This window comes from Micromonospora haikouensis (genome assembly GCF_000876225.1).
GTDB classification, from domain to species: domain Bacteria; phylum Actinomycetota; class Actinomycetes; order Mycobacteriales; family Micromonosporaceae; genus Micromonospora; species Micromonospora haikouensis.
This window is the reverse complement of the sequence record NZ_JXSX01000003.1, coordinates 232,915-253,484: the sequence shown is the minus strand read 5'-3', so window position 1 is coordinate 253,484 and position 20,570 is coordinate 232,915. Positions and strand designations below refer to the sequence as shown.

The window sequence follows — 20,570 nt, the reverse complement described above, 5'->3', positions numbered from 1 at the left end:
TCCGGGTACGCCGAACGATGGACCGCGTCGGGGCGTACCTCCTTCGGGGGACGCGGCCTCGTGCCCTGGTCGGAGCCGGCGCGGCGGCGGGTGTGGTGGGATCGGAGAATGCGACTGCCGCCCTGGCCCCGGCCCGGCACCGCGGGCCGGGACGTGGCGCTGGCCGGCGTGGCCCTCGCGGGCGGGCTGGCGCTGCTCGGCCTCGGCACGCACCTGGCGATCACCCCGCGGCCCGGCGTGCCCACGGCGGCCTTCCTGCCGTCGCTGGTGGCCGTGTCGGCGGCGGTGGCCCTGCGGCGGGTGGCCACCCGGACGGGGCTGGCCCTCGGCACGGCGGCGCTCGGCGTCGACGTCGCGCTCGGCACCACCCTCGGCACCGCGCTGATCTACACCCAGGTGCTCTACGACTCCTGCGTGTACGGCCCGCCCCGGCTGTGGCGCTGGCTGCTGCGGGGCAGCGTGGCGCTGAGCCTGCTCGCCGCCGTCGGCGGGGTGCTGGTGTTCGGCCACTGGCGCGGGGTCGCGCTGGGCGTGCCGGTGGTGCTGGTCGGCGTCGTGCCGGTGCTGACCGGGATCAGCGTGCGGCAGTACCGGGACCAGGCGGCGGCCGAGCGGGCGCGGGCCGCCGAGGAACGGGCCCGGGCCGAGCAGACCGCCCGGCTGGCCGAGTTGGACCGGCGCGAGGCGGTCCGCGCCGAGCGCTCCCGGATGGCCCGGGAGCTGCACGACGTGGTCGCCAACCACCTCGGCGCGGTGGCCATCCACGCCACCGCCGCGCTCTCCGTCCCCGGGCTGGACCGGGAGCAGGTGGCCTCGTCGCTGCGGGTCATCCGGGAGAACAGCGTGCAGGGCCTGGCGGAGATGCGGCAGCTCATCGGGCTGCTGCGGGAGCCCACGGCGGGCGTCGGGCCCGCGCCGGGCGACGCCGTGGATCCGGCCGAGGAGGCGACCCGGGTACGCCTCGCCGAGCTGGACCGCCTCGTGGGCCGGATGCGCGCCGCCGGGCTGGCCGTGCGGACCGAGGTGACCGGCGGGGCGCGTCCGCTGCCGGTGGGGGTGGACCTGGCGGCGTACCGGATCGTGCAGGAGTCGCTGACCAACGCGCTCAAGCACGGCGCGGGCGAGGCGGAGCTGGTCGTGACGTACGGGCCGACGGAGGTGGTGGTGACCGTGGCGAACCCGCTGCGGGCGGGCGGCGCGGCGGCGCCCGGCGCGGGCGCCGGGCTGGTCGGGATGCGCGAGCGCGCGGTGCTGCTGGGCGGCGGCTTCACGGCGGGCCCGGCGGACGGGCGGTGGCGGGTCCGGGCGCGGCTGCCCACCGGGGAGCCGGCGTGACCGGCCGGGCCGCCCCCGGGCGGGCCGCGGACGGGACGGACCCGGCGGGGCCGGTGGGTGCCGACGGGCGGGGCGACGCGGCGGGGCCGGTGCGGGTGGTGCTCGCCGACGACCAGCCGGCAGTGCGGGCCGGACTGGCGCTGATCCTGGCCGCCGCGCCCGGCGTCGAGGTGGTCGGCGAGGCCGCCGACGGCGAGGCGGCGGTGCGGCTCTGCGCCGAACTGCGCCCGGACGTCGCCGTGCTGGACGTCCGGATGCCCCGGCTCGACGGCATCTCGGCCACCCGGGAGATCGTCGCCGGCCGGCTCGCCGACGTGCTCGTGCTGACCACCTTCGACCTCGACGAGTACGTCTTCGGCGCGCTGCGCGCCGGGGCGGCCGGCTTCCTGCTCAAGGACACCGACGCCGCCGCCCTGGTCGCCGCCGTGCGCACGGTGGCCCGGGGCGAGGGGATCATCGCCCCGGCGGTGACCCGGCGGCTGATCAGCGCGTTCGCCGCCACCGCGCCGGGGGCGCCCGCCGCCACGCGGGCCGCGGTCGCCACGCTCACCGCGCGGGAACGCGACGTGCTGGCCTGTCTCGGGCTGGGCCTGTCCAACCAGCAGCTCGCCGACCGGCTGGCGATGGCGGAGAGCACCGCGAAGACCCACGTCAGCCGGGTGCTGGCGAAGCTCGACCTGCGCAGCCGCGTGCAGGCCGCGATCGTGGCCCAGGAGCTGTCCCTGCCCGCGCCGCCCCCGCTGCCGCCGTCGGGCGGTGCGGGGTGAGCGGGGTGCCCCTCTCCGCGGGGGCGTCGACAGGGGGCCCCACCTTCTCTGCAAGGCTGGTGGGGTGAGCGAGCCGGGCGGGATCGAGCTGTCGGCCACGCTGCGCCGCATCGAGCGGGCGGCGGGGGCCCTGGCCACCGCCAGCGTGGCCCGGATGGACGAGACGCTGCCCTGGTTCCGGGCGCTGCCGGCCGACCAGCGGTCCTGGGTGATGCTGGTGGCCCAGGCCGGCGCGCGGTCGCTGGTGCAGTGGCTGCGCGACGGCGGCGGCACGGCGGACAGCACCCAGGAGGTCTCCGACGAGGTCTTCGCCACCGCCCCGCTGGCCCTGGCCCGCTCGATCAGCCTCCAGCAGACCGTGGCGTTGATCAAGGTGACGATCGACGTGGTCGAGGAGCAGGTGGGCACCCTCGCCGCCGAGGGCGAGGAGCAGCAGCTGCGGGAGGCGGTGCTGCGCTTCTCCCGCGAGATCGCCTTCGCCGCCGCCCGGGTCTACGCGCGGGCCGCCGAGTCGCGCGGCTCCTGGGACGCCCGGCTGCAGGCCCTGCTGGTCGACGCGCTGCTGCGCGGTGACTCCCCGGACGTGCTGGCCAGCCGGGGCGCGGCGCTGGGCTGGTCGGACGCGCCGCCGGTGGCGGTGGCGGTGGGCCGGTCCCCGGGCGGCGAGGTGGCCGCCGTGCTGCACACCGTCCACCGGCTGGCCCGGCGCGTCGGCGTCGAGGTGATCGGCGGGGTGCACGGCGACCGGCTGGTGATCGTGCTCGGCGGCGCGGCCGACCCGATGGCGGCGACGGGGAAGCTGCTGCCCGCGTTCGGGGAGGGGCCGGTGGTGGTCGGGCCGGCGGTGCCGAGCCTCGACGAGGCGACCGACTCGGCCCGGGCCGCGCTCGCCGGCTACCGGGCGGCTCCCGCCTGGCCGACCGCGCCGCGCCCGGTGCCGGCCGGTGACCTGCTGCCCGAGCGGGCCCTCGCCGGGGACGCCGAGGCCCGCCGCCGGCTGCGCCACGACGTGTACGCGACGCTGGCCCGGGCGGGCGGCGAGTTGCTGGAGACCCTGGACGCCTTCTTCGCGGCCGGCGGCACGCTGGAGAGCGCGGCGCGGGCGCTGTTCGTGCACCCCAACACGGTGCGCTACCGGCTGCGGCGGATCGCCGACGTGACGGGGCTGTCGCCGCTGACCCCCCGGGACGCGTTCGCGTTGCAGGTGGCGCTGACCGTGGGGCGGCTCGACCCGGTGGTGCCCGTCGTGACACCTCCGCCCATAACGCCACCAAACCGGCAAACCTCCGCAAAGAGATGATCACGGTCACCTATTTCTGTAGGGTTCCTCCAAAGGTTCTAGTGCGGTTTGGTTGCGGCCGGTAACACCGTGACTGGCGAGTATCCGGAAGAGTCATAGGCGTGCTCGCCGTACTCTCACCGGGACAGGGTTCCCAGAAACCCGGCTTCCTGACACCGTGGCTCGACCTGACCGGCGCCGAGGCACGGCTGCGCTGGTGGTCGGCGCTGGCCGGCGTCGACCTGGTCCACCTGGGCACCACGGCCGGCGCGGAGGAGATCCAGGACACCGCCCGGACCCAGCCGCTGCTGGTCGCCGCGGCCCTGCTCGCCGCCGAGCACCTGCCGATGCACGACGTCACCCTCACGGCCGGGCACAGCGTCGGCGAGCTGGGCGCGGCGGCGCTGGCCGGGGTCCTGCCGGCCGAGACCGCGATCACCCTCGCCGGGGTGCGCGGCCGGGAGATGGCCGCCGCCTGCGCGATCGAGCCGACCGGCATGGCCGCCGTGCTCGGCGGCGACACCGACGAGGTGCTCGCCGCCCTCGACAGGCACGGGCTGCACGCGGCCAACCGCAACGGCGCCGGCCAGATCGTGGCCGCCGGGTCGACCACCGGCATCGACGCTCTCGTCGCCGAGCCGCCCACGAAGGCCCGGGTCGTCCGGCTGAAGGTGGCCGGCGCGTTCCACACCCCCTACATGGCCCCCGCCGAGGCCGCCCTGGCCGGCGTGGCCGCCGGGATCACCCCGGCCCGCCCGGCCCGGATCCTGCTGTCCAACCTCGACGGCACGGCCGTCCACCACGGCCGGGAGCTGGTGCAGCGGCTGGTCCGCCAGGTCACCTCGCCGGTGCGGTGGGACCTGTGCATGCGCACCCTGGCCGACCTCGGCGTGACCGGGGTGGTCGAGCTGCCGCCGGCCGGCACCCTCGCCGGCCTGATCAAGCGGGAGCTCGCCGACTCGCTGCCCGAGATCGTCACCCTGAAGACGCCGGACGACCTGCCCGCCGCCCGCGACCTGATCGCCCGGCACGGCTCGGCCGCCCGCCCCGCGCCGACCGCCCGGTTCCGGGTCGTGACGGCCCCCGCGCCGGGCGTCTTCCAGCCCGCCCAGGGCCTGACCGAGGGCCAGGCGCTGAAGATCGGCCAGGTCATCGGCCACGTCGTCACCGGGCGGGGCCCGGTCGAGGTGACCGCGCACGACGGCGGCCCGCTCACCGAGTGGCTCGCCCACCACGACGCCCCGGTCGCCCCGGGTCAACCGCTCGCCCGGATCGGGGGTCACTCATGACAGGTAGCCGGATTCTCGCCCTGGGGCACTACCAGCCCTCCCGGATCGTCACCAACGACGACATCGCGCAGTTCGTCGAGACCAACGACGAGTGGATCAGGGACCGCGTCGGCATCGCCAGCCGCCGCATCGCCGGCGACGAGACGGTGTCCGACATGGCGGCGGCCGCCGCCGGAAAGGCGCTGGCCAACTCCGGCCTCACCGCCGCCGACATCGACCTCGTCGTCGTCGCCACCTGCACCTCCATCGACCGCAGCCCGAACGTCGCCTGCCGGGTCGCCGCCAAGCTCGGCATCACCGCGCCCGGCGCGTACGACATCAACACCGCGTGCTCGGGCTTCGCGTACGCGCTGGGCACCGTCGACCACGCGATCCGGGCCGGGGCGTCGCGCAACGCGATCGTCATCGGCGCGGAGAAGCTCTCCGACTTCACCGACTGGACCGACCGCTCCACCTGCATCATCTTCGGCGACGGCGCCGGTGCCGCGGTGGTCACCGCCACCGCCGAGGGCGAGCCGGCCGGGGTCGGCCCGGTCGTCTGGGGCTCGGTGCCGGACAAGAGCGACGCCGTACGCATCGAGGGCTGGCGGCCGTACGTGAAGCAGGAGGGCCAGACGGTCTTCCGCTGGGCCACCACGGCGCTGGCCCCGCTGGCCCTGCAGGCCTGCGAGCGGGCCGGGGTCGCCCCGTCCGAGCTGGCCGCGTTCGTGCCGCACCAGGCCAACTCCCGGATCATCGACGGCATCGCCAAGCGGCTCGGCATTCCCGACGCGATCATCGCGAAGGACATCGTCGAGTCCGGCAACACCTCGGCGGCGAGCGTGCCGCTGGCCCTGTCCAAGCTCATCGAGCGGCGGGAGGTGCCCTCGGGCGCCCCGGTGCTGCTCTTCGGCTTCGGCGGCGGCCTGACCTACGCCGGTCAGGTCGTCCGCTGCCCCTGAGACGTCCGGCCCCCAGCGGGGCCGTTCGCACGCCGCGCGGCGCGCGCCGCCGGCGATTCCACACCCAGGAGAGGAACGCACCAACCATGACCCGTGACGAGATCACCGCCGGCCTCGCCGAGATCCTCGAAGAGGTTGCCGGGGTGAACCCGGACGACGTGGCCGAGGGCAAGTCCTTCACCGACGACCTCGACGTCGACTCGCTCTCGATGGTGGAGGTCGTGGTCGCCGCCGAGGAGAAGTTCGGCGTCAAGATCCCCGACAACGAGGTGCAGAACCTGAAGACCGTGGGCGACGCCGTCAGCTACATCGAGGCGCAGTCCTGACATGAGTCGTTCCGACGTCGTCGTCACAGGGCTCGGCGCGACCACCCCGTTGGGCGGGGACGTCGCGTCGACCTGGGACGCCATGCTCGCCGGCCGCTCCGGGGTGGGTCCGCTCACCCAGGAGTGGGCGGCGCAGCTCCCGGTGCGCATCGCCGCGCAGCTCGCCGTCGACCCGTCCGAGGTGCTGGACAGGGTGAAGATGCGCCGGCTCGACCGCTCCGAGGCCATCGCGATCATCGCCGCCCGGCAGGCGTGGGCGGACGCGGGCCTCGCCGACTCCGGGCTGGATGGGGAGCGGCTGGCCGTCAGCGTCGGCTCCGGCATCGGCGGGGCCACCACCCTGCTCGCCCAGGACGACATCCTGGAGGCGTCCGGCCCCCGCCGGGTGTCCCCGCACACCATCCCGATGCTGATGCCGAACGGCCCCGCCGCCTGGGTGGGGCTGGAGCTGGGCGCGAAGGCCGGCGTGCACACGGTGGCGAGCGCCTGCGCCACCGGCGCGGAGGCCATCGCCCTCGGGCTGGACATCATCCGCTCCGGCCGGGCCGACGTGGTGGTGGCCGGCGGCACCGAGGCGGTCATCCACGCGCTGCCGATCGCCGGGTTCGCCTCGATGCGGGCCATGTCCACCCGCAACGACGAGCCCGAGCGGGCCTCCCGCCCGTGGGACACCGGCCGCGACGGCTTCGTCCTCGGCGAGGGCGCGGGCGTGCTGGTCCTGGAACGCGCCGAGCACGCCGCCGCCCGGGGCGCCCGGGTGTACGCGCGGCTGGCCGGCGCGGGGATCACCTCCGACGCGTACGACATCGTGCAGCCGCACGCGGAGGGCGAGGGCGCGATCCGCGCGATCAAGAAGGCCATCGCGGACGCCGACATCGCCCGTGAGGACATCGTGCACGTCAACGCGCACGCCACCTCGACGCCGGTCGGCGACATGCTGGAGATCGGCGCGCTGCGCGCCGCGCTCGGCGACCACCCGGTGCTCACCGCCACCAAGTCGATGACCGGTCACCTGCTCGGCGCGGCCGGCGCGCTGGAGTCCATCGCCACCATCCTGTCGATCCGCGACGGCGTCGTGCCGCCGACGATCAACCTGGACGACCCGGACGCCGGGCTGGACATGGACGTGGCCGCGCACAAGGCACGGCACCTGGAGATCCCCGCCGCGCTGAACAACGCGTTCGGCTTCGGCGGCCACAACGTGGCACTGGTCTTCACCCGCCCCTGAGGCGCAAGGAAGGGCCCCCTGTCAACGCGTTCCGCATAGCAGGGGGCCCTTCTTAACGCCCGCACCCGTCTTGACGTGGCGGGCCTGGCGGCGGCCCGCAGCGTTTCGAGGTGGCAAGATCGACTTCATGTCGGCGACATGGCGGCATCCGAGCCACCGTGACACCGCCATGTCGCCGACATGAAGTCGATCATGGCCGCCACGGTGACCTCCCGGATCCGGCTGGGCACCCGCGCCCACGCCCGCACCACGCTCGCACCACACCGGCGCCCACACCGGTGCCCACGCCCGCACCGGCGGCACCCAGGCCCACCCGCGGCGTGACGGTCGGCAGCAGCGTCGCGCCGCTGCGTGCCGGTCGGCGGCGGTCTTCCCGGCATGCGGTCGCGACCAGCGGGTTCACGCGATGCTAGCCAGTCGGCAATGTGCGGGAAATCGGTGCTCCCTAGCTTTCCCGCATGCCCCCCACAGCTGATCCACTGTCGACGCCGGAAAGCGGCGACGACCACACAGCGACAATTGTCGACGACTGCGGACGGCCCGTTCCCGCGCATTCGGTCGGCCGCCGCGCGCTGCTCGCCGCCGCTGGTGCCGCCGCCATCGCCCCGCTCGCGTTCGGCGCTCCGGCCGCCGCCTCCTCCCCCGGCCCACACACCCCCAGCGGGAAGCCCGGCCGACGCCCGGAACGCGGACATTACCTGATCAAGGGCGCGGCGCTGGTCTCCGTCGACCCGACCATCGGCAACCAGGCCAAGGCCGACATCGAGGTGCGCGACGGGCGCATCGTCCAGGTCGGCCCGAACCTGAAGGCGCGCGGCGCGCGGGTCATCGACGCGTCGAAAATGATTGCGATGCCCGGTTTCGTGGAAACCCACTATCACATGTGGAGCGCTCTCGGCCGCAATTTCGTCTCCACCGGATTCGAGTACTTCGCGGCGAAGTCGGCCACCGTCGCCGCGTATCAGCCGGACGATTTCTACCACAGCGTGCTGCTCGGCCTCGTCGAGTGCGCGAGCGCGGGCATCACCACCGTCAACAACTGGTCGCACAACGTACGCGGGCCGGAGTACGCCGACGCGGAGCTGCACGCCCACGCCGACGGCCTCGTGCGGGCGCGCTACTCGTACGGCCACCGGGACGGCCAGCCGGCCACCCAGCCGATCGACTTCGCGGACATCGACCGGGTCGCGGCCACGTGGTTCGGCAAGAAGTCGCCGTTCGACGGCCTGGTGCACCTCGGGGTGAACCTGCGCGGGCCCGGCCAGCTGCCGACGTTCCTGGCGGAGATGGCGGAGGTCAGCAAGCGGAAGCTGCCGATCTCGGTGCACTCCGGGCAGGGCCCGACCACGGCGGTGCACGCCGCCGACCTGGAGAAGATGGGCTTCCTCGGGCCGGACTTCCTGCTCTGCCACGCGCTGCCGTTCGACGAGGCGGACCGGCAGGCGATGGTGCGGACGAACGCGCCGGTCAGCTTCTCCGTCCACTCCGAACTGCGCCTCGGCACGGCCGGTGGGTTCCACGGGCAGCTGCTGCGGATGCTGGCCGCCGGGGTCACCGTCTCGTTGTCGTTCGACGCCAGCTCGCTCGCCCCGATCAACATGTTCGAGTCGATGAACGTGGCCTGGAACCTGGGCATCCCGTGGGTGGGCACGGACACCGCCGCGCTGCCGCCGGTGGTGTTCCGGCAGGCGATCGAGATGGCCACGATCAACGGCGCGAAGGCGCTCGGCCTGCAGGCGGTGACCGGGTCGATCACCCCCGGCAAGCGGGCCGACATCGTCCTGATCCGGGCGGACGACCTGAACATCGCCCCGATCGGCGACCTGGAGTCGACCGTGGTGCGGTCGGCCACCCCGGCCAACATCGACACCGTGCTGATCGACGGCCGGATCGTGAAGCGCAACCGGGAGATGGTCAGCCACGACGCCGGCACGATCGTGCGCAACGCGGCGGCTGCGGCGCACGCCGTCCGTACGCGGGCCGGCGGCGTCCTCACCCCGACCAGCCCCACCCCGCCCCGGTTCTGAGCACCGCCGCCGTGCACCCGACCGCGACCGGGTGCACGGCGGCACCGCACATCGACCCGACCAGCATCACCCGCCGCCGGCTCCACATCCGGGGCGCGTTCGGGAGTGCTAGGGGCGGTTGCGGGGGTGTCGGCGCGCCTGCCGTTCGTTGCCCCGGCGGTAGTTGCCCGTCCACCTGGCCATCACCAGTTGCGGGTCGTCGTCGACCTCGGCGAGGAACTGCGCCGCCCGGCCACCCCGCAGCGTCCCCGCGACCCGCCCATGGTGCGTGATCACCACCGTGCCGTCCGCCCGTTCGGCGTACGCGAATCCCTGCGCCTCTGCCACGCCCGGCACCCTCGCACCCCTCGCCGCCACCGCGCATCCGAATTCGGCTACGGCAACGGCGGTGCACGCGTCGCGCCCGGGCGGCACTGCCGGAGGAAGGGGAATCGGGTGCGGCTAGGCGGGGGTGCGGAGGTCGGCGACGAAGGCCCGCCAGGCCGACGGGGCGAAGGCGAGGGTGCCGGCGTCGCGGGCCTTGGAGTCGCGCACCAGCACGACGCCCGGCAGGTTGTCGGCGACCTCGACGCACTCGCCGCCGTTGGTGTTGCTGCGGGTGGCGGTGCGCCAGCGGGGGTGGTGGGTGCTCACAGCTCGTTCACCTGCTTCAGGATCAGGTCTCTCGACTGGTCGCGCGGCAGGGCGACCGCACGCACAGCTTCCCACGCCCGCTCCAGTGTGGAAACCCGCTTCGGGTCGGCGAGCACGCGGCCCTCCAACTGGTCCTCCAGGAACGCCAGGTGCTCGCCGCCGGCCGCCTCGGCGAGCGTGAACGGGCCGGACTGGCCGAGGTAGGGACCGGCGTCGCAGGGCACGACGTGCACCAGCACCCGGGGCCGCAGCCCCACCTCGGCGAGGTGCAGGAGCTGCTCCTTGAGCACCGCCGGCTCGCCCCGGTGCAGCGCCGCCTCGTCGATGACGAACGTGGTCAGCGGCGGCTCCTTGCGGTCGAGCAGCGCCTGCCGCTCCATCCGGAAGGCGACGTGCTCCTCCACCTTCTCGGGCACGAACAGGCCGCTGGCGAGGGCCGCGCGGGCGTACGCCTCGGTCTGGAGCAGCCCCGGCACGATCGTCGCCTGGAAGCAGCGCAGCGAGGTGGCCTCCCGCTCCACCTCCGCCCACGGGCGGAACCAGCCGGGCTGGGCGTCCCGGCGTGCCTCGACGGCCATCCGGGCGATCAGGTCGCCGGTGCCCAGCAGCTCGTCGAGCCGGCGGGCCGTGTCGGGCTGCGGGACGCGCCGCCCCGTCTCGAACATCGCGATCAACGAGCCGGAGACGTGCACCGCCTCGGCGACCTGGTCCTGGGTCAGCCCCCGCTTGCCCCGCTCGTGCTTCAGCACGAGAGCGAGATACGCGCTCACTCCTCACCACTCCTCACTGATGGTTCCGCATCGATCACGCTGTGCACCGTACCCCCGATGGTCCTGTTTGTCCGGCCCGCCCCGGTCCAGGGTGGAACCACGCGGTCCGGCTGGTGGAGGCGATGCCCGGCGGCCGGGCCAGCGCGGGCCGCCCCGCACCCCCCTTGCGGGGCGGCCCTCCCCCACAACCGACGAGGAGGCAGGCGCGTGGCAGAGCACCGACGCGACGGCGACCGACGCCGGCCGCACCCACCCCTGCGCCCGCTGTGGCTGTGCCGGGCGTGCCTGGCCCCGTGGCCCTGCCCACAGGCCCGCGACGACCTGCTGGCCGCCTACGCCGGTGACCGCGTCGGGCTGTGCCTGTTCCTGGCCTGGCGGATGTTCGACGCCAACGAGGACCTCCGGGCGCTGCACCCGGACGACCCGCCGAGGCCCAGCGAGCTGTTCCGCCGCTTCCTACGCTGGGCCCGCCGCCCCACCCCCACCCCCGCGCCGCCCACCCCGGTCGCGCCCATCCGCGAGTGAGGGTTGTCAAGGGGTTCGGTGATGAGTGGTGATGGCGTGTAGGGCGTGGTTGAGGCGGTGCCGGTCGGCGCGCTTAGCAGTCACGGCCCGAAAAAGGAACAATGCGCCCTGCCGGGGGGCCGCAACTGCAAGATCGCGGGCGAGAATGGGAGATCTTGGAGCGAAATGGCCCCTCCAGGGGCCAAAACTCTCCAAGATCTATGGAATCCCCGCCTTCGGCTCGGTCAGGTGCGCGTGGTCGACGTGGCATCTTCCGCCGGCCCCGGGTGCCGTCGCGTGCCGCGACAGCCAGCACGCCGAGCAGCCCGGCCAGCACGGCAGCAGCCCGGCCAGCACGCCAAGCAGCCCGGCCAGCACGCCAAGCAGCCCGGCCAGCACGGCGTCGATGCCGCCACGCTCCGGGACGAACTGCGGCGTCGTCGCGTCGGCGAACCTCAGGTGTACGGGCAGCCGCGCGGCGAGGCGGTTGAGCCGGGCCAGAACCGCCGGGGCGGGAGGGCGGGGCAGCGCCGGGGCAGGGCGGGGCGTTGGCTGCTGGGTTCGGGAGTACTCGTCTAGGGTGAGGTTCGCCGAGATCGCGCTAGGAGCATGCCGTGGAAGCGACCGAGATCCGCAAGCTCGCCGCGCTGGAGGACACCCACTGGTGGTACCGGGAGCGGCGGGTCCTGCTGGCCCGGGCGCTGCGCCGGCTGGCCGCCACCGGCCACGTCCCCGGGCGGGCGCTCGACGTCGGCGCGGCCGGCGGCGGCAACACCCGGGTCCTGCGGGCGCACGGCTGGCAGCCCGTGGCGCTGGAATACAGCCCGGAGGGCGCCGGGGTCGCCCGGGAACGTGGGCTCGACGTGATCCGGGCCGACGCCCGGCACCTGCCGCTGCCGTCGGCGAGCCTGGGCCTGGTCACCGCGTTCGACATCCTGGAGCACTTCGACGAGGACCACCTGGCCGCCGCCGAGATCCGCCGCACGCTGCGCCCCGGGGGCGTGGCGCTGATCGCCGTGCCGGCCGACATGGCGCTGTGGTCGGCGCACGACGTTGCGGTCGGTCACGTCCGCCGCTACGACCGGGCGTCGCTGCGGGCCGTGGTGGAGAAGGCCGGGCTGGTCGTCGACGAGCTGTGGAGCTGGAACGTGCTGCTGCGGCCGGTCGCGGCCTGGCGGCGGCGCAGGTCCACCGGCAGCGACCTGGACGAGCTGAACCCGCTGGTCAACCTCGGGCTGCGCGCCGTCGTCACCGCCGAGCGGCACCTGCCGGTGCGGGCGCTGCCGGGGGTGTCGCTGATGCTGCGCGCCCACCGACCCGCCACCGACTGACCGCTCCGCCGGGCCCCGCCGACGACTGACCGTCACGCGCACCGCCCCGCCACCGACCAACCTGGCCACCCACCGTTACCATCCATCGGCCCGTCCGGGGTGGACCGGGCGGTGTGGACGACCACGGGGGATGTGCGAGCGGTGTTGCGACGGATCGGGGCGGCCCTGCTGGCCGTCCTCTGCACGGTGCCGGCGGCGGGCTGCGCCGACGAGGGGACGCGGGCGGCAACAAGCCCCGGCCCGTCCCCGGTGGTGACGGGCCCGCCCTGGTACGACGAGGTGGCCCCCGCCGAGGCCGCCCTCACCGTCGGCGTGCCGGGCAGCCCCTGCGAGCTGCCGGTCACGTTCTCGCTGCCGACCGGGTGGACGCCCGAGGCGGTGGCGGAGGAGGCCACGATCACGCTGGGCGGGGCCCGGCTGCGCTGCGAGGTCGACGCCAAGCCCGCCGGCAGCGTGGGCTTCCTGCGGGTGTGGGCGGCCGACGGGTCCACCGGGGACGGCCGCGCCACGCTGGAGGGGTTCCTCGCCGACTACGGCCGGGTCAGCGAGATCGAGTACCGGCGGGTGCGGCGCGGCCCGCTGGACCTGGTCGAGGCGACGTTCCTGCAGCGCAGCGAGTTCAGCGGCCCGAACCGGCAGCGGGCGCTGGTGGCGGACACCCCGGCCGGCGGGCCGGTGCTGCTGACCCTCGGCGGGATGGACACCGACGAGTTCGAGGACATGTTCCCGGCCTACCAGCTCGCGACGCGGACGTTCCAGGTCAACTGACCGCCGGGACCGCCTCCCCGGCCAGCAGGACCGCGCCGAGCAGCGCGGCGTCGTCGGCGAAGCCGGAGAGCACCACCTCCGGCCGGTACGGCAGCACGGCGGCGAGCCGCTCGACGAGCAGGCCACGGATCAGGTCGCTGCCGGCCACCCCGCCGACCAGCACCACCCGCTGCGGGTCGACCAGCAGGCAGCAGGTGACCAGGTGGCGGGCCAGCTCGTCGACGCGGGCGGTCAGCGCGTCCCGGGCCGGGCCGGGCGAGGCGGCGGCGGCGGCCAGCCCGGCGGCGGCCCCGGGCACGCCGAGGTCGGCGGCGAGCCGGTCCAGCGCCCGGCCGGAGAAGTCCAGCTCCAGCATGGTGCCGGGCCAGGGGCCGCCGGCCACGGCGTACCCGATCTCGCCGGCCGCCCCGTGGTGGCCGGGCAGCACGGCACCGCGCACGGTGAGCGCCGCCGCGACGCCGGTGCCGATGCCGACGACCAGGCCGGGGTCGGCGTCGCGGAGCGCGCCGAGCCGCAGCTCGGCCAGGGCGGCGGCGTTCAGGTCGTTGTCGACGGCGACGACGGGCGCGCCGAGCCGGTCGCGCACCGCGTCGGCCAGCCGCAGCCGGTCCCAGCCGGGCACGTTCGGGGCCAGGTCGATGCCGTCGGGCCGGACCACCCCGGGCGAGGCGACGCCCGCCGCCGCGAGCGGCCCGCCGGCCTGCCCCACCAGCTTCGCGGCCAGCTCCAGGGCGCGGTCCAGGGCCTGCGGGGCACCCCGTTCGGCGTACGTGGGCACCCGCTCGCGGGCCAGCAGCCGGCCCGCCGCGTCGGCGACCCCGACGGCCATCTTGGTGCCGCCGAAGTCGATGCCGAGCAGCACGCCGTCGTCGCCGGTCACCTGCGCATCGCCGGTCATCTCCGCGTCGCCGGGCAGCGGGGAAGATGGGGTGGCGGGGCCGTCGAGCCGCAGGTTCACGGGCCGGTCCCCTCGGTCGTGGTGGCGCGCGCGCTCACCGGGCGGCCCGTTCGGCGGCGACGGCGTCGAGTTCCGCGTCGGCGGCGGCGAGCCGGGCCCGCACGGCGGCGAGCCGGCCGGCGACGGTGTCGAAGTGGCCGCGCAGCGCCGCCACCTGGTTGCGGACGGCGCACCGGCCGGGGCCGTCGACCTGCGCCCGGTCGAGCACCAGCTCGGGGCGGACGGCGGCGGCGAGCAGGTCGGCGATCGCGTCGTCGTCGAGCCGGTCGGTGACGCCCTGCGCCGCCGCGCGGACGCCCTCGGCGGTCCACGTGTCGGGGGCACCGGCGCGGACCAGCCGGCCGACCACCGAGTGGGCGGCCCGGAACGGCACGCCGTGCCGGGTCAGCGCGTCCGCGGCGGCGGTGGTGGTGGCCCCGGAGGCGACGATCTCCCCGGCCGACGGCGGCTCCAGCGGCTCGATCTCGGCGAGGAAGCCGCCGAGCAGGGCGAAGAACCGGTCGGTGCGGTCGTTGCTCTCCCAGAGCCGCACCTGCACGTCGGTGGTGGCGTTGTTGGAGTCCTCCCACCAGGCCGCGCCGACGTTGTTGAGCACGCTCGCGGCGTCGGCGGCGGTCGCGCCGGCGTACGAGACGAGGTGCTCCAGCACCACCGGGTTGCGCTTCTGCGGCATGATGCTGCTGCCCTGGGTGAAGTCGCCGGGGGTGGTCACCCAGCGCCAGCTCAGCCAGTCCATCAGGGTGCGGGCCAGCCGCGCCCCGGTGGCGAGGGCCTGCGCGTTGAGCGTGCCGACCCGGACCAGGTGGTCCGCGCCGGCCACCGCCTCGTACGAGTTGGTGACCAGGCCGGCGAAGCCGAGCAGCTCGGCCACCCGGGCCGGGTCGATGTCCAGGTCGGTGCCGGCGAACGCGCAGGAGCCCAGCGGCGAGACGTTGAGCGCGTCGATCAGGTCGGCGTAGGCGGCGGCCTCGCCCGCGAGGGCCTCGGCGTACCCGGCGAGGGCATGGCCGATGGTGGTGGGCTGGGCGGGCCGGCGGTGGGTGTAGCCGGTGATCACCACGTCGGCGTACCGGTCGGCGGCGGCCAGGGCGGTGGCCCCGGTGGCGAGCACCCGGTCGAGGACGCCGACGAGCTGGTCGCGCAGCAGCATCCGGAACACCCCGGCGTCGAGGTCGTTGCGGCTGCGGGCCATCTGCACGTCCAGCTCGGACGCCGGCACGCCGCACGCGGCGGCCAGCCGCTTCTCCAGCAGGTAGTACGTGTCCTCGAAGGTGCCGTCGAACGGCGGCGCGGGGTCGGTGTCGGCGCGCAGCTCCGCCAGCCCGCGCAGCAGCCGGGCGCCCCGCTCGGCGGGGATCAGCCCCTGCTCGGTCAGCATCACCACGTGCGCCTGGCTGGCCCGCACCATCGCCGGGAAGAGCCGCCCGACGTGGTGGTCGTACGTGGGCCGCAGGTGGTGCCGCTGGTAGGTGGTCAGCGCGGGTGTGCTCATCAGGGTCTCTGCTTCCTTCCGGGGCCGGGCGGGACGTGGGTCGGGCGCGACGCCGCTCGTCGCGCCCGGGACGTCAGCCGGTCGTGGTGTCCAGGCCGAGCAGGCGCTCGGCGTTGCCGGCGAAGATCGCGCGCAGGTGGTCGTCGGGCAGTCCCAGCTCGTGGCAGACGCGGAGCTGGTCGTCGAGGTAGCGGGTGACGTAGCCGCGCGGGAACCACGACGAGTCGCTGCCGTAGACGATGCGGTGCGGGCCGATGGTCTCGTAGCAGCGCCGGAACAGGTCCTCCAGCGTCAGCTTGTAGGGCATCCAGCGCACCCACTGGTTGGAGCCGGACGTGTCGACGTGGATGTTCGGGCAGCCCCAGGCGGCGAAGAGCAGGTCCTGCACGTGCTGGACGCCGAAGTGCGGCACCACCACGGCCAGCTCGGGGAAGCGCCGGGCCATCCGGGCCAGCTCGTCGGGGCCGCCGTGCCGGCCGAAGCTCAGCCCGCCCGCGCTGCCGTAGTGCCCGATGTGGATCAGCACGGGCACGCCGAGGCGCTGGGCGGTGGCCCACAGCGGGTCGAGGTCGGCGTGGTCGAGGGGGCCGCGCAGCAGCGGGGCGAACAGCTTCAGCCCGCGCAGGCCGCGTTCGGTGACGGCGCGTTCCAGCTCGGCGGCGGCCCCCGGAGAGTAGGGGTCGTGGTGGGCGAGGCCGAGCAGCAGGTCGGGGTGGCGGTCGACGACGTCGGCGACGGTGTCGTTGCCGCCGCCGGTGACGAACACGGCCCGCCGCACGTCGACCCGGCGCAGCTCCTCGGCCCACCGGTCCGCCTCGTCCTCCCAGCGCTGCGCCGGGGGCTCCGGGTCGGCGAAGGCCCACGCCCGCCGCCACTTCGCCGCGTACGGGGCGGAGCCGGCGGCGCGGACGGCCCGCTCGTGCTCCCCGCCGGGGTGCATTCCGGCGGCGTGCTCGCACGCCTGGATCGTCGGGTCGGCGGCGATGCGGAAGTGCAGGTGGAAGTCGACGATGTCGAGTCCCCGGTCGACGGTCACGACGGCTCCCCCTCGGCGGGCGGCGACTCCGGCGGCGGGTCCGGCAGCGGGTCGACGCCGGGCAGCGGGTCGGTGCCGGGCAGCGGGTCGGTGCCGGGCAGCGGGTCGGCGGTGGGCGGGGCGGGCGGGGCGGCGGCCACCCAGGCGGCGACGACCTCGCGCAGCCGCGCCCCGGCCAACTCGCGCACCCGCCGGCCGGCGGGCTCGTCGGCCAGCGACACGTGCCCGGACCAGCCCTGCCACGGGTCGGGCCGGGACTCCACCAGCACGTACGGGTGGGTCACCGGCAGCTTCGGCTTCGGCGGGAGGTCGTCGACCGCGCCGAGCCGGACCGCGCCGGGGTCGAACCCGAGCACCCCGGACGTCTCGTACGCGCCGCCGTGGCCGCGGGAGACCTGCGGCCCGTACAGCTCGGTGGTCTCGGCGGGGGTGACGAGCTGGAACCAGTTGACCAGCAGCAGGCTCGCCGTGCGCCGCCCGGACACCCACTCCATGGCGGCCCGGACGGTGGACATGTTGGCGTCGTGCCCGTTGACGATCAGCAGCCGGGGGAAGCCGGCCGCCACGATGCCCTCGATGACGTCGGCGAGGTAGCCGACGGCGATCTCCGGCCGGATCGCCACGGTGCCGGGCCACGGCCGGGTCTGGCCGGGGCAGGCGGCGTACGCCACGGCGGGGAAGAGCACCCCGCGCGGGCCCGCCGCCGGGGGCGCGGCCTCGTCCGGGGTCCCGCCGCCGGACGAGGCCGCGCCGTCTGCGGAGGCCTGCGCGCTCTCGGCGGCGAAGCCCTCGGCGAGGATCAGGTCGGTACCCAGCGGCAGGTGCGGGCCGTGCCACTCGACCGCGCCGACCGGCAGCACCGCGAAGTCGGCCGCGGCGGCGACCGCCGCCAGCTCCCCGCCGGGGACCCGGGCGACCGGGACCAGCCCGCCGTGGGCGAGCCAGGCGGCCACGTGGTCGCCGGCCGGTGTCGTCACGCCGTCCATCGCGCCGCCTCCCGGGTCGAGCGTCGGCCGCCCTCCAGGCGGCCGGAGACCACCATCACCACGAAGATCAAAACCACCTGGAGCATGCCGTACGCGGCGGCGGTGCCGACCTCGAACGAGTACATCCGGTTGTTGATCTCCACGGAGATGGGCGCGGTCTCCGAGGTGTAGATGAGCACCGAGGCGACGAACTCGCCGACCCCGTGCACGAAGGCGAGCAGCGCGCCGGCCAGCACGCCCGGCAGCATCAGCCGCAGGGTGACCGTGCCGAACGCCCGCCACCAGGACGCCCCGAGGTTGCGGGCGGCCTCCTCCAGCGCCGGGTCGAGCTGCGCCAGGGCGGCCGAGCTGGAGCGGAACACCAGCGGCAGGAACCGCACGAAGTACGCCAGCGGCATGATCCAGAAGGTGCCGATGAGCACCTGCCCGAAGCTGAACGCGTTGCCGGTGCTGAACGCCGAGATGAGGTTGATCGCCACCACCGTGCCGGGCAGCGCCCAGGCCAGCATGACCGCCACGTCCAGCAGGCCCCGGCCGCGGAAGTCCAGCCGGCGCACCGCGTACGCGATGAGCACGCCGACCACGACGCAGGCCACGGTGGCGATGAGGCTCATCTTGAGCGAGTTGAGGATCGGCTGGAACGCCCTCGGCTCCGCGAAGATCGTGACGAAGTTCTGCATCGTGTACTGCGCCGGGATCACCTCGGTGGTCCACGAGCCGTCCCGGGAGAACGCCACCAGGGCGATCGTCGCCACCGGCGCGAGCAGCACGGCCGTGGCCAGCAGGGACGCGGCCAGGGCGAGCCACCGGCCGAGCGGGTTGGTGATCTCCCGCCGGTGGGCGGCGACGCCCTTGGACTGGGAGCGGTAGCTGCGCCGCCCCTCGTACCAGCGCATGCCGAGCAGGAACAGCACCGAGACGACGCCGAGCACGGAGGCGTACGTCGACGCCATCGGCAGGTCGCCGTTGGTGCGGTTGATGTAGATCTGCATGGTCATCGTCTGGTCCACCCCGAACAACAGCGGGGCGGTGTACGACGCCAGCGACGTCATGAACACCAGCAGCGACGCCGACACCAGCGCCGGGGTGAGCATCGGCAGCAGCACCGTGCGCCACACCCGCACCCGGGACGCCCCCAGGTTGTACGCGGCCTCCTCCACCGACGGGTCCATCCCGCCGAGGGCGGCGGAGGCGGACAGGTAGAAGTACGGGTACATGGTGAACGTGTGCACCACCAGCACCCCGGCGATGCCGCTGAACGGCAGCACCGGGTTCTCCGCGCCGAAGAGCTGCTGCAGGCCGCGCGGCAGGATGCCGGTCTCGCTGTAGAGGAGCTGGAACGAGATCGCCCCGATCAGCGGCGGCAGGGCCGCCGGCACCAGGATGATCGCCTCGATCAGCTTGCGGCCGGGGAACGAGAAGCGCTTGAGCAGGAACGCCATCGCCACGCCGACGATCCCGCAGAGCAGCACGCTGGCCGCCGAGATGATCAGAGAGGTGACCAGCGACGACCGGGCCACCCCGCCGCCGGTGAGGAAGCTGCCGTAGTTCTCCACCCCGTCCACGCCGACGCTCTCGGCGAAGGTGGCGAACATGGGCTGCACGACGTACCCGAAGAGGACCAGCGCGAGCGGGAAGACCAGCACGTACGGGAACCAGCGGGAACCGGTGCCCCCGGCGAACCGGGCGGCCAGCCGGCGGCGCGGGCCCGGCGGCGGCGTCGGCTCCTTCGTGACCGGGGCGACGGTGGCCGGGCTCGGGGTGGCGGGGATGGTGGTCACGGACGCACCACCCACATCCGGTCCCGGTTGAGCCGCAGCCCCACCTGGTCGCCGACGGCGATGCCGGCCGGCACGTCGACGGCGGCCACCTGCATGCGCTCCCCGGCGGTGTCGACGACCAGGTTGGTGGCCATCCCGGTGAACTCCAGCTCGGCGACGCGGCCGGGCAGCGCGCCCGCCTCGGTGGTGGAGGTGAGGCCGATGTGCTCGGGGCGCACCGACACCTGGGCGGTCTCGCCCTGGCGCAGGCCGTGGTCGGCCGGGGCCGGCACGTCGATCTCGCCGCCGCCGGGCAGCCCCACCGTCACGGTCCGTTCCGTGGCGCCCTGTACGGGCAGGGTGAGCACGTTGCTACGCCCGATGAACCGGGCCACGAAGCTCGTCGCCGGGCGGTGGTAGATCTCCTGCGGCGCGCCGATCTGCTGCACCCGGCCCGCCTGCATGACCGCGATCCGGTCCGACATGGCCATCGCCTCGGCCTGGTCGTGGGTGACGTAGATGCCGGTGGTGCCGGCCTCCTGCTGGATGCGGCGGATCTCCGTGCGGGTCTCCTCGCGCAGCTTCGCGTCGAGGTTGGACAGCGGCTCGTCGAGCAGCAGCGTCTTCGGCCGGATCACCAGGGCGCGGGCCAGGGCCACCCGCTGCTGCTGGCCGCCGGAGAGCTCGTCGATGCGCCGGTCGCCGTACCCGGCGAGGTGCACCTGGCCGAGGGCCTCCTCGACGCGCCGCTTCGACTCGACGCGGCCGACCTTGCGGATCTTCAGCCCGTACGCCACGTTCTGCGCGACGGACAGGTGCGGGAAGAGCGCGTAGTTCTGGAACACCATGCCGGTGTCGCGCTTGTTCGGCGGACGCCGGGTGACGTCCTCCGTGCCGAACCGGATCCGGCCGGAGGTGGGGAAGTAGAACCCGGCCACCATGCGCAGGGTGGTGGTCTTGCCGCAGCCGCTCGGGCCGAGCAGGGTGAAGAACTCCCCGGCGGCGATGGTGATGTCGACGTCGGCCACGGCGGCGGTGTCGCCGCCGCGCGCGAAGCGCTTGCTCACCGACTCCAGCGTGACATCGATCATGGCGTCCTCTCCTGTTTGGCTGATGGAATCCGGGGCGGGCGCGCCGCGC

Annotated in this window: 20 protein-coding genes; 11 read left to right on the top strand and 9 right to left on the bottom strand. The window is 74.9% G+C overall.

Translation table 11 applies throughout. From position 1 onward, the window contains the following. Nucleotides 1–108 precede the first annotated feature (108 nt). From TK50_RS22755 to TK50_RS22720, 8 genes are all read left to right on the top strand, one after another. Nucleotides 109–1,335 carry a sensor histidine kinase gene (locus TK50_RS22755; RefSeq protein ID WP_043966969.1) on the top strand — a complete coding sequence of 409 codons (1,227 nt, stop codon included), beginning with the start codon at nucleotides 109–111 and terminating at the stop codon, nucleotides 1,333–1,335. Nucleotides 1,336–1,424: 89 nt separating this feature from the next. Continuing rightward, nucleotides 1,425–2,102: a response regulator gene (locus tag TK50_RS22750; RefSeq protein ID WP_043969265.1), complete on the top strand. Its 678-nt coding sequence runs from the start codon at nucleotides 1,425–1,427 to the stop codon at nucleotides 2,100–2,102. Nucleotides 2,103–2,166: 64 nt separating this feature from the next. Beyond that, entirely contained in the window at nucleotides 2,167–3,402 is a 1,236-nt protein-coding gene (locus TK50_RS22745) for a PucR family transcriptional regulator (protein ID WP_043966968.1), read from the top strand. 101 nt (nucleotides 3,403–3,503) lie between these two features. Continuing rightward, entirely contained in the window at nucleotides 3,504–4,670 is a 1,167-nt protein-coding gene (locus tag TK50_RS22740; protein ID WP_043966967.1) for an acyltransferase domain-containing protein, read from the top strand. Further along, nucleotides 4,667–5,611 carry a beta-ketoacyl-ACP synthase III gene (locus tag TK50_RS22735; RefSeq protein WP_043966966.1) on the top strand — a complete coding sequence of 315 codons (945 nt, stop codon included), beginning with the start codon at nucleotides 4,667–4,669 and terminating at the stop codon, nucleotides 5,609–5,611. The genes TK50_RS22740 and TK50_RS22735 overlap by 4 nt, the downstream gene beginning before the upstream one ends. Nucleotides 5,612–5,697: 86 nt before the next feature. Continuing rightward, nucleotides 5,698–5,937 (top strand): acyl carrier protein, encoded by a 240-nt coding sequence (locus TK50_RS22730; RefSeq protein ID WP_007072348.1) that lies wholly within the window; start codon nucleotides 5,698–5,700, stop codon nucleotides 5,935–5,937. 1 nt (nucleotide 5,938) lies between these two features. After that, nucleotides 5,939–7,165 carry a beta-ketoacyl-ACP synthase II gene (fabF, locus tag TK50_RS22725; protein ID WP_043966965.1) on the top strand — a complete coding sequence of 409 codons (1,227 nt, stop codon included), beginning with the start codon at nucleotides 5,939–5,941 and terminating at the stop codon, nucleotides 7,163–7,165. 458 nt (nucleotides 7,166–7,623) lie between these two features. Further along, entirely contained in the window at nucleotides 7,624–9,192 is a 1,569-nt protein-coding gene (locus TK50_RS22720; RefSeq protein ID WP_082106520.1) for an amidohydrolase family protein, read from the top strand. Between the two features lie 108 nt (nucleotides 9,193–9,300). Here the strand turns inward: TK50_RS22720 and TK50_RS22715 are convergent, their stop codons facing one another. The 3 genes from TK50_RS22715 to TK50_RS22705 all read right to left on the bottom strand — a co-directional run bounded on the left by TK50_RS22715 (nucleotide 9,301) and on the right by TK50_RS22705 (nucleotide 10,595). Beyond that, a complete protein-coding gene (locus TK50_RS22715; protein ID WP_043969263.1) occupies nucleotides 9,301–9,519 on the bottom strand; it encodes a hypothetical protein in 219 nt (72 codons plus the stop codon). A gap of 114 nt (nucleotides 9,520–9,633) precedes the next feature. Next, nucleotides 9,634–9,825: a DUF397 domain-containing protein gene (locus TK50_RS22710; protein WP_043966964.1), complete on the bottom strand. Its 192-nt coding sequence runs from the start codon at nucleotides 9,823–9,825 to the stop codon at nucleotides 9,634–9,636. Further along, a complete protein-coding gene (locus tag TK50_RS22705; RefSeq protein WP_043966963.1) occupies nucleotides 9,822–10,595 on the bottom strand; it encodes a helix-turn-helix domain-containing protein in 774 nt (257 codons plus the stop codon). Before TK50_RS22705 ends, TK50_RS22710 begins: the two co-directional genes overlap by 4 nt. A gap of 207 nt (nucleotides 10,596–10,802) precedes the next feature. On the opposite strand from TK50_RS22705, the gene TK50_RS22700 reads away from it, so the two are divergent. From TK50_RS22700 to TK50_RS22685, 3 genes are all read left to right on the top strand, one after another. Beyond that, a complete protein-coding gene (locus TK50_RS22700; protein WP_052503884.1) occupies nucleotides 10,803–11,120 on the top strand; it encodes a hypothetical protein in 318 nt (105 codons plus the stop codon). 593 nt (nucleotides 11,121–11,713) lie between these two features. Next, complete coding sequence (locus TK50_RS22690) at nucleotides 11,714–12,430, top strand: class I SAM-dependent methyltransferase (protein WP_043966960.1); 717 nt, start codon at nucleotides 11,714–11,716, stop codon at nucleotides 12,428–12,430. A gap of 141 nt (nucleotides 12,431–12,571) precedes the next feature. Further along, complete coding sequence (locus TK50_RS22685; protein ID WP_052503883.1) at nucleotides 12,572–13,198, top strand: lipoprotein; 627 nt, start codon at nucleotides 12,572–12,574, stop codon at nucleotides 13,196–13,198. Here TK50_RS22685 and TK50_RS22680 read toward each other — a convergent pair. From TK50_RS22680 to TK50_RS22655, 6 genes are all read right to left on the bottom strand, one after another. Further along, nucleotides 13,191–14,156, bottom strand: a complete 966-nt coding sequence (locus TK50_RS22680) for an ROK family protein (RefSeq protein ID WP_241774098.1) — start codon at nucleotides 14,154–14,156, stop codon at nucleotides 13,191–13,193. The genes TK50_RS22685 and TK50_RS22680 overlap by 8 nt on opposite strands. 34 nt (nucleotides 14,157–14,190) lie before the next feature. Beyond that, nucleotides 14,191–15,648: a lyase family protein gene (locus TK50_RS22675; protein ID WP_043966955.1), complete on the bottom strand. Its 1,458-nt coding sequence runs from the start codon at nucleotides 15,646–15,648 to the stop codon at nucleotides 14,191–14,193. Between the two features lie 73 nt (nucleotides 15,649–15,721). Continuing rightward, nucleotides 15,722–16,684, bottom strand: a complete 963-nt coding sequence (locus tag TK50_RS22670; protein ID WP_043966953.1) for an amidohydrolase family protein — start codon at nucleotides 16,682–16,684, stop codon at nucleotides 15,722–15,724. After that, nucleotides 16,681–17,661: a creatininase family protein gene (locus TK50_RS22665; RefSeq protein WP_241774097.1), complete on the bottom strand. Its 981-nt coding sequence runs from the start codon at nucleotides 17,659–17,661 to the stop codon at nucleotides 16,681–16,683. The genes TK50_RS22670 and TK50_RS22665 overlap by 4 nt, the downstream gene beginning before the upstream one ends. After that, a complete protein-coding gene (locus tag TK50_RS22660; protein ID WP_241774096.1) occupies nucleotides 17,658–19,451 on the bottom strand; it encodes an ABC transporter permease in 1,794 nt (597 codons plus the stop codon). The genes TK50_RS22665 and TK50_RS22660 overlap by 4 nt, the downstream gene beginning before the upstream one ends. Continuing rightward, a complete protein-coding gene (locus tag TK50_RS22655; RefSeq protein WP_043966951.1) occupies nucleotides 19,448–20,521 on the bottom strand; it encodes an ABC transporter ATP-binding protein in 1,074 nt (357 codons plus the stop codon). The genes TK50_RS22660 and TK50_RS22655 overlap by 4 nt, the downstream gene beginning before the upstream one ends. Nucleotides 20,522–20,570 lie beyond the last annotated feature (49 nt).